This is a genomic window from Paraburkholderia sp. C35 (assembly GCF_003121405.1).
Classification (GTDB): domain Bacteria; phylum Pseudomonadota; class Gammaproteobacteria; order Burkholderiales; family Burkholderiaceae; genus Paraburkholderia.
In genome coordinates this window covers 33,257-47,810 of sequence record NZ_QBUY01000029.1, presented here as the reverse complement: position 1 = coordinate 47,810, position 14,554 = coordinate 33,257, and the positions used below count along the sequence as shown (strand labels likewise).

At 63.9% G+C, this 14,554-nt stretch carries 14 protein-coding genes; 7 read left to right on the top strand and 7 right to left on the bottom strand.

Translation table 11 applies throughout. The annotated features are described in order from the left end of the window. Positions 1-13 precede the first annotated feature (13 nt). From DK391_RS19155 to DK391_RS19135, 5 genes are all read right to left on the bottom strand, one after another. A complete protein-coding gene (locus tag DK391_RS19155) occupies positions 14-2,230 on the bottom strand; it encodes a xanthine dehydrogenase family protein molybdopterin-binding subunit (protein WP_109479546.1) in 2,217 nt (738 codons plus the stop codon). Next, the gene (locus tag DK391_RS19150; protein ID WP_109479545.1) at positions 2,227-3,219 is read right to left on the bottom strand and encodes a xanthine dehydrogenase family protein subunit M; all 993 of its coding nucleotides are present in this window, start codon (positions 3,217-3,219) and stop codon (positions 2,227-2,229) included. The genes DK391_RS19155 and DK391_RS19150 overlap by 4 nt, the downstream gene beginning before the upstream one ends. 13 nt (positions 3,220-3,232) lie before the next feature. Further along, positions 3,233-4,015 carry a 2Fe-2S iron-sulfur cluster-binding protein gene (locus DK391_RS19145; RefSeq protein WP_109479580.1) on the bottom strand — a complete coding sequence of 261 codons (783 nt, stop codon included), beginning with the start codon at positions 4,013-4,015 and terminating at the stop codon, positions 3,233-3,235. A gap of 413 nt (positions 4,016-4,428) precedes the next feature. Then, entirely contained in the window at positions 4,429-5,721 is a 1,293-nt protein-coding gene (locus tag DK391_RS19140; protein ID WP_054935205.1) for an aspartate carbamoyltransferase, read from the bottom strand. 16 nt (positions 5,722-5,737) lie between these two features. Continuing rightward, positions 5,738-6,106 (bottom strand): hypothetical protein, encoded by a 369-nt coding sequence (locus tag DK391_RS19135; RefSeq protein WP_109479544.1) that lies wholly within the window; start codon positions 6,104-6,106, stop codon positions 5,738-5,740. Here DK391_RS19135 and dapA point away from each other — a divergent pair. The 4 genes from dapA to DK391_RS19115 all read left to right on the top strand — a co-directional run bounded on the left by dapA (position 6,105) and on the right by DK391_RS19115 (position 9,249). Beyond that, the gene (gene dapA / locus DK391_RS19130) at positions 6,105-6,968 is read left to right on the top strand and encodes a 4-hydroxy-tetrahydrodipicolinate synthase (RefSeq protein WP_109479543.1); all 864 of its coding nucleotides are present in this window, start codon (positions 6,105-6,107) and stop codon (positions 6,966-6,968) included. The two genes, DK391_RS19135 and dapA, sit on opposite strands and share 2 nt — an antisense overlap. Positions 6,969-7,226: 258 nt before the next feature. Continuing rightward, positions 7,227-8,381, top strand: coding sequence for a M23 family metallopeptidase (locus tag DK391_RS19125; RefSeq protein ID WP_109479542.1), 1,155 nt, complete (start codon positions 7,227-7,229; stop codon positions 8,379-8,381). Beyond that, positions 8,374-8,760, top strand: coding sequence for a hypothetical protein (locus tag DK391_RS19120; RefSeq protein WP_109479541.1), 387 nt, complete (start codon positions 8,374-8,376; stop codon positions 8,758-8,760). Before DK391_RS19125 ends, DK391_RS19120 begins: the two co-directional genes overlap by 8 nt. Before the next feature lie 42 nt (positions 8,761-8,802). After that, positions 8,803-9,249 (top strand): polymer-forming cytoskeletal protein, encoded by a 447-nt coding sequence (locus DK391_RS19115; protein WP_109479540.1) that lies wholly within the window; start codon positions 8,803-8,805, stop codon positions 9,247-9,249. Between the two features lie 22 nt (positions 9,250-9,271). Here DK391_RS19115 and DK391_RS19110 read toward each other — a convergent pair whose 3' ends face one another. Beyond that, entirely contained in the window at positions 9,272-11,341 is a 2,070-nt protein-coding gene (locus DK391_RS19110; protein WP_109479539.1) for an EAL domain-containing protein, read from the bottom strand. A gap of 414 nt (positions 11,342-11,755) precedes the next feature. Continuing rightward, positions 11,756-12,184: a PGDYG domain-containing protein gene (locus DK391_RS19105; protein ID WP_109479538.1), complete on the bottom strand. Its 429-nt coding sequence runs from the start codon at positions 12,182-12,184 to the stop codon at positions 11,756-11,758. Between the two features lie 222 nt (positions 12,185-12,406). On the opposite strand from DK391_RS19105, the gene DK391_RS19100 reads away from it, so the two are divergent. The 3 genes from DK391_RS19100 (at position 12,407) to ftrA (ending at position 14,507) form a co-directional block, all read left to right on the top strand. After that, complete coding sequence (locus DK391_RS19100) at positions 12,407-12,877, top strand: ribonuclease (RefSeq protein WP_109479537.1); 471 nt, start codon at positions 12,407-12,409, stop codon at positions 12,875-12,877. Between the two features lie 193 nt (positions 12,878-13,070). Next, positions 13,071-13,469 (top strand): rhodanese-like domain-containing protein, encoded by a 399-nt coding sequence (locus tag DK391_RS19095; protein WP_109479536.1) that lies wholly within the window; start codon positions 13,071-13,073, stop codon positions 13,467-13,469. Between the two features lie 72 nt (positions 13,470-13,541). Then, entirely contained in the window at positions 13,542-14,507 is a 966-nt protein-coding gene (gene ftrA / locus DK391_RS19090; protein WP_109479535.1) for a transcriptional regulator FtrA, read from the top strand. The last annotated feature ends 47 nt before the right edge of the window (positions 14,508-14,554 follow it).

Sequence of the window (14,554 nt, the reverse complement as noted above, 5' to 3'; positions counted from 1 at the left end):
TTGCCCCTCATCCTCATCCCATCGCGACCTTATCCAACGTAACGGGCAAATCGCGAACCCTGACACCGGACGCGTGATAAACCGCGTTCCCGATCGCAGCAACCACGCCGGTGATGCCAATCTCCCCGATCCCCCGAGACCCGAGCGAATTGATAAACGGATCCGGCTCGTCGAGCACGACCACATCGAGCGTGCCCACATCGGCATTCGCAGGCACGTGGTACTCTGCAAGATTGGCATTGATGAACCGCCCGTATTGCGCGTCGAGCACGGTCCCTTCCTCCAGCGCCGCCCCGATTCCCCACACCAGCCCGCCCATCAGCTGACTGCGGGCAGTCTTCACATTCAGCATCCGTCCGACGTTATAGACGCCCGTAATCTTCGCCACGCGGATCGTGCCGAGATCGGCATCGACATGCACTTCGGCGAACACGGCGCCCCACGAATGAAACGAATACCGCTGTTTCTCGTCGCCGGGTTTCGTGCTGATGGACGCCTCGATCGGCTGGCCGCCCGCGCGCGCCAGCACCGCCGCGATCGGGTCGCGCGTCGACGCATCGGAGCGGCTCATCACCCAGCCGTTCTGTACGGTCACGTCGTCGGGAGCAATGCCGAAAACGGGCGAGCCGTGATCGGCAAGCGCCATGGCGACCAGCTTGCCGCGCACCTGATCGCACGCGTCGCGCACGGCGGGCGACACACTCGCGACCGACTGCGAGCCGCCCGATACGGGCGCTTTCGGCAGCGACGAATCGCCCAGTCCGAAACGGATGTTTTCCGGCGCGATACCCAACGCGTCCGACGCGACCTGCGTCATCACGGTATAGGTGCCCGTGCCGAGATCCTGCGTGCCGGACACCACCATCGCCGTGCCGTCGGGCAGGATGCGCGCGAGTGCGGCAGCCTCGCTGCGATTCGCCGGATACGTGGCCGTACCCATGCCCAGCCCGATCAGCGTGTTGCCGTCGCGCATCGAACGCGGCTGCGGCGTGCGGCGCGACCATCCGAAGCGTTCCGCGCCCACGCTGTAGCACTGTCGCAAGGCCTTGCTCGACCACGGCTTGTTTTCCTGCGGATCGCTTTCCGCATAGTTCTTCAGGCGCAGCGCGAGCGGGTCCATCTTCAACTCGTACGACAGTTCGTCCATCGCCGTTTCCAGCGCCCAGGATCCCGTCGTCTCGCCCGGCGCGCGCATGAAGGTCGGCGTGCCGACATTCAGTTGCACGAGGCGATGCGTCGTCACCTGGTTCGGCACCGCGTACATCATGCGCGTGACCATGCAGCAGGTTTCCGTCCAGTCTTCGATCATCGACGTGTTCGAGAAACTGTCGTGCCGCATCGCCGTCAGCGTGCCGTCGCGTTTCGCGGCGATCACCAACCGTTGCTCGGTGTAGGGCCGCCCGCCAACCGGGCCGAACATCTGCGGACGCTCGAGCGCGAGACGCACGGGCCGCCCCGTCTGTTTCGCGGCCATCGCGCACAGCACCACATGCGACCACGCCGATCCCTTGCAGCCGAAGCCGCCGCCGACGAACGGCGAGATCACGCGCACGTCGTCGGGTGACATGCCGAGCGTCTTCGCCACCGCCGTGCGCGTGCCCGTCACGCCCTGAGTCGAATCGTAGAGTGTCAGCTGCGGGCCATCCCACACGGCCATCGTCGCGTGCGGTTCCATCGGGTTGTGATGCTCCATCGGCGTGGTGTAGACGGCATCGACGCGCACTACGCCCGCCGCCAGGCCCGCGTCGTAATCGCCGCGCGAGGTGTCGGTCTGGCGGCCTTGCGGTTTGTCGGGCGCATGTGCGCCCGATTTGGCCTGCGTGAAATCGAGCGCCGGCGGTTGCGCGGCATACGTGATGCGCAATTGACGCGCGGCATCGGTCGCATGTTCGAGCGTGTCCGCGACGACGATTGCGATTGGCTCGTTGCTGTAGTGGATCTCGTTGTCCTGCAGCAGCGACAGATGTCGTCCTGCCGGCGGCGCGAGAGCAGGGCGTCCGCCATTCGGCAGACGCGGCGCGTTCTGATACGTCATCACCAGCAGCACGCCGGGCAGTGTAGACGCGCGGCTCGTATCGATCGATGCAATCGATCCCTTCGCGATCGTGCTCGTCACCAGCACGCCATGCGCGAGACGTGCTTCGGGAAACTCCGCTGCGTAGCGCGCTTCGCCCGTGACTTTCAGCAAGCCATCCGTGCGATCGAGCGGATGTCCGATCATCGTGCTCATGCCACACCTCCCGCTGCCTGGTTCACGGCACGCACGATCGCGTTCTGCGCGAGCCGAACCTTGAACGCGTTGTCGCGCAGCGGCTTCGCATCGGCGAGTGCGGCTGCCGCGGCGTTCTTCAAGGTGGCGCTATCGAGCGGCTTGCCCGTGATCATCTGTTCGGCGGCTGTCGCGCGCCACGGTTTGTGCGCGACGCCGCCCAATGCGATGCGTGCGCTGCGCACAGTGTTGCCGTCCATCTGCAACGCCGCTGCAACGGAAACGAGTGCGAATGCGTAGCTCGCGCGGTCGCGCACTTTCAGGTAGTGCGCGTGATCGCTATAGATGGGCGGTGGCAAGTCGACCGATGTGATCAACTCGCCGGGGCGCAACGTGGTATCGAGATCGGCACGCTCGCCCGGCAGGCGATGAAACTCGCTGAACGGAATCACGCGTTCGCCTTGTGGCCCGCTCACGCGCACGGTGGCATCGAGCGCGGCGAGCGCGACGCTCATATCGGACGGATTCACGGCGATGCATTGCGTGCTCGCGCCGAGGATCGCGTGCATGCGGTTGTGGCCGTTGATCGCGGCACAGCCGGTGCCGGGATCGCGCTTGTTGCAGGCGGTGAATGCGGTGTCGTAGAAGTACGGGCAGCGCGTGCGCTGCATCAGGTTGCCGCCCACTGTGGCCATATTGCGCAGCTGCGCCGACGCGCCCGCCAGCAGCGCCTGCGTCAGCAGCGGATAACGCTCGCGCACCAGCGCGTGATTCGCGGCGTCGCTGTTGCGCACCAGTGCGCCGATGCGCATGCCGCCGTCGGGCAGCGTCGATACGACATCGAGTCCCTGTATGCGGGTGATGTCGACGAGTTTGACGGGGCGCGTCACGCCGCCTTTCATCAGATCGAGCAGATTCGTGCCGCCGCCGATGAACATCGTGCCCGGCTGTTGCGCAGCGCGCACCGCGCCTGCGACGTCGGCGGCGCGTTCGTAGGAGATTGCATCCATGATGATCTCCTCGTTACGCGACGTCGGTCGTCTTGATGACGAACGTCGAGTAGGTGTAGCTGGTACCGTCGCCAACCGTGCCGCGATGCGCGGACTGCACAGCCGCAACGATATTCACATACGCGCCACAGCGGCAGATGTTGCCGCTCATGCGCTCGCGGATTTCTTCATCGGTCAGTTGCGGTGGACGGCGTCGCACATCGGCGGTGACGGTGCTGGCGGTGCCGGCGTCGAATTCCGTGAGCAAAGCTGTCGCCGAACAGATTTGCCCCGGCGTACAGTAGCCGCACTGAAAGGCATCCTGCTCGATGAACGCGCGCTGCACGGGGTTCAGCATGCCGTTGCTCGCGAGTCCTTCGACTGTCGTGATCGCCTCGCCTTCGTGCATCACGGCCAGCGTGAGACACGAGTTGATACGCCGCCCATTGCTGAGTACCGTGCACGCGCCGCATTGCCCGCGGTCGCAGCCTTTCTTCGTGCCCGTGAGCCCGGCATATTCGCGCAGCGCGTCGAGCAGCGTCACGCGCGGTTCGAGTTGCAGCGTGTAGTCGCGCCCGTTGATGTTGAGCTTCACCGCGCGCGGCGGCACGGTTGTGCGTGCAACGGGCTGCGGTGCGGACGGTGTCTGGGTTTGCGCCTTCGCGTACGGCGCGGCACCTACGGTAGCGGCAGCCGCAGCGGATTGCAGAAAGCGGCGTCGGGAGTTGCTGGATGGCGAGGCGTCATGCTCGTCTTCGTGGGTCGCCTGCGCATCGTGTGGCGGGCACGAACCCTGACATTCGATATCGTGGGACATGATGTTCTGCTTGCTCCGTGGAAGTTCGATGCAGGCTTGCGCCGCATCGAAGCCGCGCCCGGTGCATGGCAAGCCCTATCAATGAGCAATTTCGATGCCGCTCGCGCAGAACATCACAGCACGTCCGCACGCGCGGCGACTGCTTTCAGAAACCACTTCACGTTGCCCGCAACGCGGCACAAAGTAAAGGCTCGCGCTGCGTTAAAACAGCGTGGAAAGCGAATCTTCATCGTGGCACAGGCGGCGTGGCGAGGCGGTGACGGATAGATGGCGTGAAGATGGCGCACAGATGGCATCGACGCCATGTGGGAATGATGAGCGTCGCGCGAAAACAAAAACGCGCGTCGAACTTCGACGCGCGTTTTGCATGAACCGGTTTGTATCGATCGTGATCGGGTCAGCCTGCCAGCCGCTTAGTCGATGCCGTGAAACACGGCATCGTCCGGACCGAGGTATGCGGGCGGGCGCCATGCGGCGTCGCGCATCGAATGCTGAACCAGCTTCTCGACACCGAGCAGCACCGCGAAGATCGCCATGCGCACGGGAATGCCGTTGTCGGTCTGACGGAAGATCGCGAGGCGTGAATCGTGGTTCAGGTCCGTGCTCAGATCGTTCGCGCCGGGGCGGCTGTCGCGCGGCAGCGGGTGCATGATCAGCGTGTCCTGGCCGCACACGGTATCGACGAGTGCCTGGTTGATCTGGAAATCCGGCGTATAGCCTTCGAACGATTCATCGGCGAAGCGCTCTTTCTGGATGCGCGTCGCGTAGACCACATCCGCGCCGCGCAGGCCGTTGGTGAGATCGTGGGTCTGCTCGACCACGTGACCGTTGCGCGAAATCTGATCGACGATGTACGCGGGCATTTCCAGCGTGGGCGGCGAGATCAGCGTGAACTTGATGCCGCGATACAGCGCGAGCAGCTTGACGAGCGAATGCACGGTGCGCCCGTACTTCAGGTCGCCGACCAGCGCGATATGCGCGCCATCGACAATCTTGCCCAGCCGCGAGAACTCGCGCTGGATCGTGTACAGATCGAGCAGCGCCTGGCTCGGATGCTCGCCGGGGCCGTCGCCGCCGTTGATCACGGGAATGTTGGTGGCGCGGGCAAATTCGGCGACAGAGCCTTGATCCGGGTGGCGGATCACGAGGGCGTCGACATAGCCTGACATCACGCGGCTCGTGTCGTAGATCGATTCGCCCTTGGCCATCGACGAAAACGTGAAACCCGTCGTGTCGCACACCGAGCCGCCCAGGCGGCAGAAAGCGGCGCCGAAGCTCACGCGGGTACGCGTACTGGCTTCGAAGAACAGGTTGCCGAGAACAGCACCTTCGAGCACGCGCGAGATTTTCCGGCGGCGCGCGATGGGCTGCATGATGTCCGCGACGCGGAACAGCGCTTCGACGGCATCGCGCGAGAACTGATCGACGGATAGCAGCTGCGGCTTGCCTTCGAACAGCATCTGGCTAGCCAGCGATTGCGAATCTACGCTTTGCGTATGCTTTTCGGCAGGCGCGCCGTTGACGACGATTTCCGACACGAAGCGCTCGACGATTTCCGGCATCGCGCGCGATTCCTGCGAATCGTCGGGCAGCAGCCACGTGTCGAGTGCGCGCTTCGACACGCCAATACGCGTGGCAAAGCCGTCGCGGGTGAGGTTCAGACGCCGCATCGCGTCACGGAGAAAAGCTTGTTGCGGGACGCTCATGGGCTGCCTCTTTTCGTCAGGAGATAACGGTGGATATACGCGGTGCGTATATTAATTCGCCGGGCGAGGAAGTCAAGGTTTTTTCGTGTTTCGCCCGTTCGGGCGAAATTCGGGCGGCATCGGGCGCGGCTTTGCGGTTACACTTCCCGACATGGAAAACGGCCAAACGCTTCATAACCGGGTAGAAATGCACGCGCAGCTGCGCGCCGCGCCCGCACGCGCTGCCGTTTCCAAAGCCAAAAAACAGCCGCTCATCTGACCGGAGCTGCTGTTCCGTCAGATGTGCGACGGAACAGCCTCGACCGACGGTCTTCAACACTCCCGCCTCCTGTCTGCCTCCTCGCCGCTGAACGGTTACCGTACGGTCGCGGTCGAGGAAAGTCATGTCTACGTTTTCGGGTATCTGGATTCCCCTTGTCACGCCGTTTTCCGCCGACGGCGCCGTCGATCACGCCGCCTTGCGCCGTCTGATCAGGCTTTATGCCGACGCGGGCGTGGCGGGCGTCGTCGCGCTCGGCACGACGGGCGAGCCGTCTTCGCTCGATGTCGCCGAGCAGGAAGCCGTGCTCGCCACCACGCTCGACGCCGCGGGCGATGCAGTGCCCGTGATCGTCGGCGTGTCGGGCAACAATGCGCCGGCCATGCGCGAGCGCGTGCAGCGGCTGAACGCGCTGCCGCTCGCGGGCTTGCTGGTGTCGGCGCCGTACTACGTGCGGCCGTCGCAGGCGGGGATTGCCGCGCATTTCACGATGCTCGCCGACGCCAGCGAGCATCCCGTCGTGCTGTACGACATTCCCGCGCGAACCGGCGTGCGCATCGAACTGGAGACGCTGCTGTCGCTGGCCGCGCACCCGCGCATTCAGGCGATCAAGGATTGCGCCGGTTCGCTCGACACCACGCATGCGCTGATTCTCGACGGCCGCCTGCAGGTGCTCGCGGGCGATGACATCCGTATTTTCGACACGCTTTGCATGGGCGGCAGCGGCGCGATCGCGGCGTCGGCGCATGTGTGGCCGGAGCGCTTCGTTGCGCTCGATCGCGCGTTGAAGGCGGGCCGGCTCGACGATGGACGCGCGCTGTTTCATGCGCTCGTGCCGTTGATCCGTACATTGACAGCCGAGTCGAACCCTGCGCCCGTGAAGGCGGCGTTGGCCGCGCAAGGCTTGATGGATGGCGGCTTGCGCGCGCCGATGACGCAGGCGAGCGAATCGTTGCGCGAGCGGTTGCTGCGACTGCTTGCCGTCTGATGCAACGGCAAACGCACGTCGCTCATGATGCGAACTTGCGACGAATCCGAATTCGTCCAAATTGAGATGTGGGCCAGGCAGATGGCGTGATAATGCGCGCCACCGTTTTCCCCATCCACGAAATCGATTCGTTTTCCTGCGTATGCTGGTTCACTGTTACTTCGCGCCGTCCGCCGCGCGCATCACGATCGTCGCCGCGTGTGCACGTTGCGCATGTGTGACGCTGCGCATCGCGCGCGTGCTGAAAGGCGGCTGCTGATGTCGCTGATCTGGGGCGCGCGCAAGCACCTGACGAACGGCTCGGTGCGTTTCGTGACGCGGCGCACTGCGCTGACGATCGGCGTAGTCGTCGCCTGTTGCAGCTCGGCGCTGGCGTTGACGGCGGGTATCGTGATCGGCCGCGATCATCCGAAACGCGATGCCGCTGCGGGGCAGGCCGACAGCCGCATCGCACGCGACTACACGATCGCCGAACTCGGCAAGCTGAATGCGGCAGTCGAGCAGATGGAGCCGCGGCTGACGCGACTGGCGTCGCAAGTGGCGACACTGCACGATTTCGAAAACCGTCTGAAGACGATCAAGACCTTGCCGCGTCCCGTGTTCGCCGCGCCCGTGCTGTCGGCGAGCGACGTGCTCGGTGACGACGCAGGCGACGATGTGACCGATAGCGCGCAGAAACCGGCCGGTAAAGCGGCGTTGTCCGCGAAGCACGGCGGGCGAACAGCGGCCATCGTGACGCACGCTGCAGATGGCCGCGTGACGGTTCACATGCCGGCAAGCGAGCCGTCCGGCACGCCCGAAGAAAAAACCAACGACACAACGCCCGACAACGCCTCGGACGCCGGCGAGGGCGGTCCGCTATTGCCGCCGCGCCCTTGTGACATTCCGAAAGGCCACGACGAGCGCAGTGCCGCCGCGATCCATGACCGGATCGCCTGTCTCGCGGCGACGCTGTCGGCGCTCGAACAGGAAACCACGCTGCATGTTGCGAACTGGGAGTCGTTTCCAGGCCGTATGCCTGTCGACGGCGCGCGCTTCGGCTCGCCGTTCGGCAATCGCATCGATCCGTTCACGCGCCGGCTCAGCTTTCATCCGGGCGTCGATCTCGTCGCGCTGACGGGCACGCCGATTCTCGCTGCAGCGGGTGGTCGCGTGATACACGCAGGGCCGGAAGCCGGCTACGGCAATGCCGTCGAAATCGATCACGGCAACGGGCTGATCACGCGCTACGGCCACGCGTCGCGGGTCGATGTGCAGGAGGGCGATCTCGTGCTGCCGCGCCAGCATATCGCCGATGTCGGCTCGACGGGTCGCTCGACCGGCCCGCATCTGCATTTCGAAGTACTCGTCAACGGCGCGCCCGTGGACCCGACCGACTATCTCGCACTGTTCATGGGGCCGTCTCATGGCTGATCTTCTTCGGGCTGGCCGGCAACGCGCGCGCCGTCGGATGGTGATGCAGCGCACGTACGTGTTGCAGCCGATGCGCTCGCTTGCCGTGCGCCTTTCGACGTGGGCGTTCGTCTGCGCGGCATGTGTCGCAGCAGGCGCTGCAGCGATGCACGGCTACGCAATGCGTGCCGTGTCCGCCAGCGCACCGTGCACCGCGCCCGCTGCACCTGCCGCACACGACGACACGCAGGACGCGCTGGCGCGCGCGCAACTCGCGCTCCGGCAGGAAGCGGCATCGCGTGCGAGCGTGCAGAAGTCCGCCGATGCACTCACCGTCGAAGTGCGCCAGCTTCAGGCGCAAGTGCTGTTTCTGCAGGAGCAAGGCCGCTCGCGCCGCTGAGGCGCGGTTTCACGGGTTTTCATTCTCACTTCGGTATCGATCATGTTCAGCAAGAAAAAATCACCCGGCGTGTCCCAGAGCAAACTGGCGACCCTCATTGCACACGACGTGTACATCACGGGCGACCTGGAGTTCAGCGACGGTCTGCGCATGGACGGTCACCTCAAGGGCAATCTCACGGGCAAGCCGGGATGCGAGACGCTGCTGGTGTTGAGCGATCGCGGTTCGATCACGGGCAACGTATACGGCTACGATGTGATCGTCAACGGCCAGATCACGGGCGATGTGATCGCCGACCACTTCGTCGAGTTGCTGGAGAATGCGCACATCACGGGCAACATTTACTACCAGCAATTGCGCATGGATGTGGGCGCATCGGTGGATGGGAAACTGACGCGGCGCGACGTGACGTCGGCTGTCGCAAGCCCGCATATCGAGCCCGCGACGTTCGCGTTGCAAGCGGTGGACGTGTCGACCGCAGACCAATGACAGGGCGCGGCAAGGGCACCCGTCACGTTGTCGGCATGCGCTCCTGCAGGAGTTCGCTGAATGCGTCGGCCGTGAGCGGCTTGCCGAGCAGAAAGCCCTGCATTTCGTCGCACTGCAGGTCCTTGAGCTTGTCGAGTTGCGACGCCGTTTCGACGCCTTCCGCGACCACATCCATCTCGAGCGAATGCGCGAGTGCGATGATTGCCTGCACGATGGCGCTGCCTTCGTGGCCGTCGGCGTCCAGCCCGTTCGTGAAGAACCGGTCGATCTTCAACTGCTTCACGCGGAAACGCTGCAGATAGGCGAGGCTCGAATAGCCGGTGCCGAAATCGTCGATTGAAATCTCGAAGCCGCTGGTCTGGAATTCGCGGATCATTTCGGTTGTTTTCGCGGCGTCCTGCATCGCGACGGTTTCCGTGATCTCGAACATGATCTGGTCGCACGAGACGCCTTCCGCGTGCACGATTTCCAGCATCCGTACGACGAGATCCGGTTGCGCCATCTGGCGCGGCGACAGATTGATGGCCACCTTCATCGACGGCAGGCCCGCGCTTTCCCAGCGGCGAATCTGGCGGCAGGTCTCGCGCACGACCCAGTAACCGATCTGCACGATCTGGCCCGAGCGCTCTGCAATCGGGATGAAGTCCAACGGCGCCAGCGCGCCGATGTCGGGGTGATTCAGACGGATCAGCGCTTCGGCGCCCGCCACTTCGCCGCTGTCGCCGCGGAACTTGGGCTGGAAGTGCAGCGAGAAATAACCCTTGCCGAGTGCTTCGTGCAGCGCGCTCTGGATCTTGAGCGTGCGCATCGCGGCTTCGTTCATGTGCGCTTCGAAGAAGCGATAGGTGCTGCGGCCGCCGCGCTTCGCTTCGTACATCGCGGCATCGGCATGCTTGAGCAGTTCATCGACGGAATCGCCGTCCTGCGGATAGAGCGCGATGCCGATGCTCGGCATCACCTGCAATGTCTGGCTCTGCGTGCTGATGCCGTTGCGCATCCGTTCGAGCACCGCTTCCGCCATTTTCTCCGCGTCCTGCGGCGCGCCGAGGTTCTCGGCCAGCACCACGAATTCGTCGCCGCCCAGGCGCGCGACGGTATCGACGTTACGCACGCATTGCCGCAGATTGTTCGCGAACGATTTCAGTACTTCATCGCCGAATGCGTGGCCGAGCGAATCGTTGATCGTCTTGAAGCCGTCGAGATCCATGAAGAGGATCGCGAAGCCGCGCCGGCTCAGCTTCGATGCGTGAATCGCGCGCTCGATGCGCTCGGTCAGCGTGCGGCGGTTCGGCAGATCGGTGAGCGTGTCGTAGGTGGCAAGACGTACGATCTGATTGTTCAGCGACGACACGGAACCGGCAAGAAAGGTTGTACGTGCATCGAAGCGCGACAGGATCAGCGTGACGATCAGGATCGCGAGCGTGAAGAGCAGGATGGTGGTGGCGAGCCATTGCGCGTTGACACCGCGCGCGGCGCCGCAAATCGAGCCGGGCAGGAAATCGGCGGCGGCCATCCCGGTGAAGTGCATGCCGACTATGGCGACGCCCATCACGCAAGCCGCGCCGATGCGCTTGGGCAGCACGTGACGCAGCGTCGAATCGCGCAGCGTGTGCGCGATCCACAGCGCAGCGATCGAAGCCGCGATGGCGATCACGATGGACGCGCCAAACAGGCCGTGGTGATACCGGATGCCGGGTTGCATCTGCATCGCGGCCATGCCGGTGTAGTGCATGCCCGCGATGCCGAAGCCCATCAGCAGGCCGCCCGTGATGAGGCGACGGATGGACAGTGTCGGACGCGCCACCTGGACGAGCGCGAAGTACGACACGATCATCGCGATGATGAGCGAATAGCCGGTGATCGAAAAGTCGTAGCCGAGCGGGATCGGCAGCGAGAAGGCGAGCATGCCGATGAAGTGCATCGACCAGATGCCCGTGCCCATGGCTGCCGCGCCGCCTGCAAGCCAGAGGTGGCGCAGGCGGGCCGATGCCATGGTGGAAATACGTCCGGCCAGGTCGAGCGCCGTGTATGAAGCCAGTGTTGCGACGGCGAGCGACACGACAACCAGACCCAGATTGTAAGTGCTCTGCATGTCAGTTCCGTCGCAAGAGGAAGTTCCCTCAACTGGTTAACGGCAGCTGTTCTTGAATATTGAGCGGAATATTAAAAGTTTTATTCAAGAATCTGACCAAGTATTACCGGGCTGCTTTGCTGTGTTGATCGCATGGTTTTTATTCACATGAATTGAAGCATTGAGTCTGCATGAATTAACTGGCCGAATGAAGCGCAAGTTTTCTTTTCTATGCAGGGTTTCTGTCGCACTTTGATTGGACGGCCTGGAGCGTGTGTTTAGCGCACGCCGTGCTCCGCGCGCTTGTCCGTGTGAGCGTGCAATGCGGTCTTGTGCAACCGCCAGTGAATAGTGTATCGGCCGGATATTCGCGCAATTTAGACCTGACGTTTTTCCAGGCCGAAAATTTATTGCGTCATCAATGCGAGCGCGCGATCAGTCGACGGCTATATAGGTTTGCGCAAAGATGTGTTCGTCGACGATCGACTGATCGGTTGGCGAGTACTGCACGAGCCAGTCTCCCGCTTTGCCTCGCAACACGCCGCGGGTGTCCAGTTGCACCTCGAACGGGGCAGTCATCTGCCTCGCCCACACCACATTGGGTGTGCGGCGATAGTTTCCAGCTTGTCCCTGAGTGACGGGCGGCACCGCGACATACGCTGCGTCGAATCGCTGCCGGCGAACTGGCCAGCGGTCTCCGGCCGGGCCGGTCAACAACGCGTCGCCGGTTGCGTAAGCGACGTCGCCTTCGAGTGTCGTCAGCACGCCGCTGGATGTCGCGAACTCGACGAGAAGCGTGTCCGGCCGCTTCGAATAGCGACGTGCAGTGGCATCACACGATAGATCGAGTTTCATATTGGCCATGGCACCTGCATCGTATCCCGTTCGATTGTGCCGATGCATGTATCGTGCAGGCAAACAAAAAAGTGCAATCTTCGGGGGAAAGCGTATGTCGGCGTTCAACGGCATGCAAGATCGCGGGCAAACCTTCCCGCTTTCCACCGAACGTTGATTCACTCCGCCATTAGCGATACCCTTAAAACCCATCTGGTCGTCCAATGCTGGTCAACCCGGAGGCACCGTTTCGTGAATCGGGCGTGGGCTTTCTCCTGCATCATCACCTTGAGCGCGATCCTCGGCGGGTGCGGCAAGGGTGGATCGCAAAACGCTACCGCCGATTCGGGTGCATCTGCGAGTCAGGCGGCGAGTCAGCCTGCGCAGGCCGCGAGCGACGCGCTCGCCGCATCGGCCGCGCAGGGGCATGGCGCACTCGCCACCGTCGGCAAGGCGCAGTTGCCTGCAGAAGCCGCGGAAACGTTGCGTCTGATCAAAGCGGGCGGCCCGTTCCCGTTCGGCGAGGACGGCGTCCTCTTTCGCAATAGCGCGGCTCTGCTGCCGCAGCATCCACGCGGTTACTACCACGCCTACACGGTTCGCACGCCCGGCGCGGCAGATCGCGGGCTGCGCCGCATCGTGTGTGGCGGACTGCGCAAGTCGACGAGCGACTGCTACTACACCGACGATTACTACGCCAGCTTCAAGCGCATAGGCGATTAGGCGACTAGCCGGCGCCGGCGAAAGCATGCGCCGGTTCGTTCGCCGTGATTGCAGCCAGATTCATCCTTCGATGCCGGGCATGCCTCGTCGAATTGGTGGCGTGATGTTACCGGTAGTCGTCGTTTGCGCCACTGTCGTGTGTTGCGTTCCCACCGGACAATGCATGCATCGCAACTGACCGGGAAACCACACAATGTCATCCGTCACTACCGTTGCCGCAGCCGACAGCGCCGCCGCACTTGCACATTTCACCGCGTCGCTCGCTTTCGAAACCGATTGCGCCGACGTTCACGCGGCGTTGTCGGGCGGCCCGGACACACACGACTTCGTGCTGCTCGATGTACGAAGCCACGCGATGTTCGCGCAAGGTCACGTGCCGGGCGCCGTCAATCTTCCGCATGGCAAGATCGTGGCCTCGAAGCTCGCGGACTATCCACACGACACGGTGTTCGTCACCTACTGTGCCGGCCCGCACTGCAACGGCGCGACGCGCGGTGCCATCCGGCTCGCGCAGCTTGGACGCCCCGTGAAAATCATGATCGGCGGCATCACAGGATGGATCGACGAGGGCTTTCAACTCGCCACCGCCTGATTCCGCTGACATGCCTGCGAATCCTCGTTGCGCATCCGTGGCGTGATTGCCGAAGTCCGGTAACATTACGCCATGCAAGATCATCTCGTCGCCGCGCTTGTCTACGACCGCCTTTGCACTTTCGAATTCGGCTGCGTGACCGAACTGTTCGCGCTCGATCGTCCGGAACTCGATGTGCAGTGGTATCGGTTCGCCGTGTGCGCCATCGAGCCGGGACCGATCCGCGCGGCGGGCGGCATCGGCATAGCCGCGCCGTACACGCTCAGGATGCTCGACCGCGCGTCGACCATCGTCGTGCCCGGCTGGCGCGATCCCGACGAGCCGCCACCCGAAGCGCTGCTGAAGAAAATCCGCGCCGCTGTTGCGCGCGGCGCGCGCGTCTGCTCGATCTGTTCGGGCGTGTTCGTGCTCGCGGCGGCAGGCGTGCTCGACGGCAAGACGGTGACGACGCACTGGCGTTACGCCGACAAGCTCCAGCAGCGTTATCCGCAATTGCGTGTGAAGCCCGATGCGCTTTATGTCGATGAAGGGCAGGTGATCACGTCGGCGGGCTCGGCGGCGGGTCTGGACATGCTGTTGCATCTCGTGCGGCGCGACTACGGCAGCGCGGTGGCGAACCGCGTCGCGCAGCGGCTGGTGGTGGCGCCTCACCGCGAGGGCGGCCAGGCGCAGTTCGTGCCGCGCCCGATGCCGCAGGACGACAGCAGCCGTCTCGCGCGTCTGATGGATTACGTGCGCGCCAATCCCGCTTACGCGCACACGCTCGCCTCGCTGGCGAACGAGGCGGCGATGAGTCCGCGCACGTTGCAGCGTCAGTTTCGCGACGCGACGGGCATGGCGCCCTACGAATGGCTGATCCGCGAGCGCGTGGCCATGGCGCGCGAACTGCTGGAGGCTCCCGCCGATCTGCCGATGTCGCGCGTCGCGGAACTGGCGGGCTTCGGCTCAGAAGAGTCGCTGCGACGGCATTTCAGGCGTATTGCGTTGACGAGTCCGGGCGCGTATCGCAAGAAGTTCGGCGCGTCGGAGGCGGCCTGACGTGGCTGCGCGATGGTCGATGCGTGTAGTGCAGTTTCGGCGCCCTG

Bases quoted from the DNA above. Each gene is read 5' to 3' on its own strand.
- DK391_RS19140 (WP_054935205.1), bottom strand. From the start codon at position 5,721: ATGAGCGTCCCGCAACAAGCTTTTCTCCGTGACGCGATGCGGCGTCTG.
- DK391_RS19150 (WP_109479545.1), bottom strand. From the start codon at position 3,219: ATGGATGCAATCTCCTACGAACGCGCCGCCGACGTCGCAGGCGCGGTG.
- ftrA (WP_109479535.1), top strand. From the start codon at position 13,542: ATGCAAGATCATCTCGTCGCCGCGCTTGTCTACGACCGCCTTTGCACT.
- DK391_RS19125 (WP_109479542.1), top strand. From the start codon at position 7,227: ATGTCGCTGATCTGGGGCGCGCGCAAGCACCTGACGAACGGCTCGGTG.
- DK391_RS19115 (WP_109479540.1), top strand. From the start codon at position 8,803: ATGTTCAGCAAGAAAAAATCACCCGGCGTGTCCCAGAGCAAACTGGCG.
- dapA (WP_109479543.1), top strand. From the start codon at position 6,105: ATGTCTACGTTTTCGGGTATCTGGATTCCCCTTGTCACGCCGTTTTCC.
- DK391_RS19095 (WP_109479536.1), top strand. From the start codon at position 13,071: ATGTCATCCGTCACTACCGTTGCCGCAGCCGACAGCGCCGCCGCACTT.
- DK391_RS19120 (WP_109479541.1), top strand. From the start codon at position 8,374: ATGGCTGATCTTCTTCGGGCTGGCCGGCAACGCGCGCGCCGTCGGATG.
- DK391_RS19155 (WP_109479546.1), bottom strand. From the start codon at position 2,230: ATGAGCACGATGATCGGACATCCGCTCGATCGCACGGATGGCTTGCTG.
- DK391_RS19105 (WP_109479538.1), bottom strand. From the start codon at position 12,184: ATGGCCAATATGAAACTCGATCTATCGTGTGATGCCACTGCACGTCGC.
- DK391_RS19110 (WP_109479539.1), bottom strand. From the start codon at position 11,341: ATGCAGAGCACTTACAATCTGGGTCTGGTTGTCGTGTCGCTCGCCGTC.
- DK391_RS19145 (WP_109479580.1), bottom strand. From the start codon at position 4,015: ATGTCCCACGATATCGAATGTCAGGGTTCGTGCCCGCCACACGATGCG.
- DK391_RS19135 (WP_109479544.1), bottom strand. From the start codon at position 6,106: ATGACTTTCCTCGACCGCGACCGTACGGTAACCGTTCAGCGGCGAGGA.